This is a genomic window from Flavivirga rizhaonensis (assembly GCF_004791695.1).
GTDB classification, from domain to species: Bacteria; Bacteroidota; Bacteroidia; order Flavobacteriales; family Flavobacteriaceae; genus Flavivirga; species Flavivirga rizhaonensis.
This window is the reverse complement of the sequence record NZ_SRSO01000065.1, coordinates 1-1,388: the sequence shown is the minus strand read 5'-3', so window position 1 is coordinate 1,388 and position 1,388 is coordinate 1. Positions and strand designations below refer to the sequence as shown.

Annotated in this window: 2 tRNA genes and 1 rRNA gene; all 3 read left to right on the top strand. The window is 45.3% G+C overall.

Going from position 1 to position 1,388, the window contains the following annotated elements:
* Window positions 1-210: 210 nt before the first annotated feature.
* Window positions 211-284, top strand: a tRNA-Ile gene (locus EM932_RS20650).
* Between the two features lie 186 nt (window positions 285-470).
* Window positions 471-544 (top strand) — tRNA-Ala (locus tag EM932_RS20645).
* Between the two features lie 190 nt (window positions 545-734).
* Window positions 735-1,388: ribosomal RNA gene (locus tag EM932_RS20640) — 23S ribosomal RNA — on the top strand; the annotation flags it as partial.

Here is a 1,388-nt window from a genome sequence, read left to right as displayed (position 1 = left end):
GTAACAAGGTAGCCGTACCGGAAGGTGCGGCTGGAACACCTCCTTTCTAGAGAAAGACGACCGATAAGGAAACCAAAAAAACTAATATGACGAATAGTTTATTCTCGATGCTGTTAATTTAAAAAAAGATATGAGTAGGCAGTAGCCAGTACTCAGTCCACAGTAAGCATTTACTGCAAGCTGAAGACTGAACACTGCATACTATTAAAGAGTCTCATAGCTCAGCTGGTTAGAGCGCTACACTGATAATGTAGAGGTCGGCAGTTCGAGTCTGCCTGAGACTACAAAAAAAGAAGCCCCTCCCGGCCTCCCCACAGGGGAGGAGACAACAACCGAGAGGCGAGACTTCTCCCCTTTGGGGAGATTGAGAGGGGAACGTTCATAACATATTGAAAGGAAATTTTAGAAGTTGAGAATTCAAATCACTCCAAATTCGTAATTCTGAATTCAAGATTCTGAATTTCACAAACGGGGGATTAGCTCAGCTGGCTAGAGCGCCTGCCTTGCACGCAGGAGGTCATCGGTTCGACTCCGATATTCTCCACGATTCCGTTTAAACGGAAAAACGTTCATTGACATATTGAAAAAAGATACATGAAAAGTAGAATTGGATCCGTCCAATTTTATAATAATATATTAGGGTTAATTATACTCACAACGAGCGATGTATAATTAATCAATTTTCAGTTAACGCAAGTTAATTGAAAGTAACTCATTAAAAAAGCAAAAAGTACAATAAGCTAAATAAGGGCGTATGGGGAATGCCTAGGCTCTCAGAGGCGAAGAAGGACGTGATAAGCTGCGAAAAGCTGCGGGGATCGGCACACACGAATTGATCCGCAGATATCCGAATGGGGCAACCCGGCATATTGAAGATATGCCACCTCGCAAGAGGAGCAAACCCGGAGAACTGAAACATCTAAGTACCCGGAGGAGAAGAAAACAAAAGTGATTCCGTTAGTAGTGGCGAGCGAACGCGGATCAGCCCAAACCGGTATTGTTACGGCAATGCCGGGGTTGTAGGACCACGATATTCGAAGCGCGATGAATTAGAACTGTTTGGAAAGACAGACCAGAGAGGGTGATAGTCCCGTACAAGTAAAGAACGTTGAGATAGTGGTATCCTGAGTAGCGCGGGACACGAGTAATCCTGTGCGAAACAGTCGGGACCATCCGATAAGGCTAAATACTCCTGAGAGACCGATAGTGAACTAGTACCGTGAGGGAAAGGTGAAAAGAACCCTGAATAAGGGAGTGAAACAGAACCTGAAACCATACGCTTACAAGCGGTCGGAGCCCATTAGGGTGACGGCGTGCCTTTTGCATAATGAGCCTACGAGTTACCGTTGCTAGCAAGGTTAAGGACTTCAGGTCCGGATCCGTAGCGA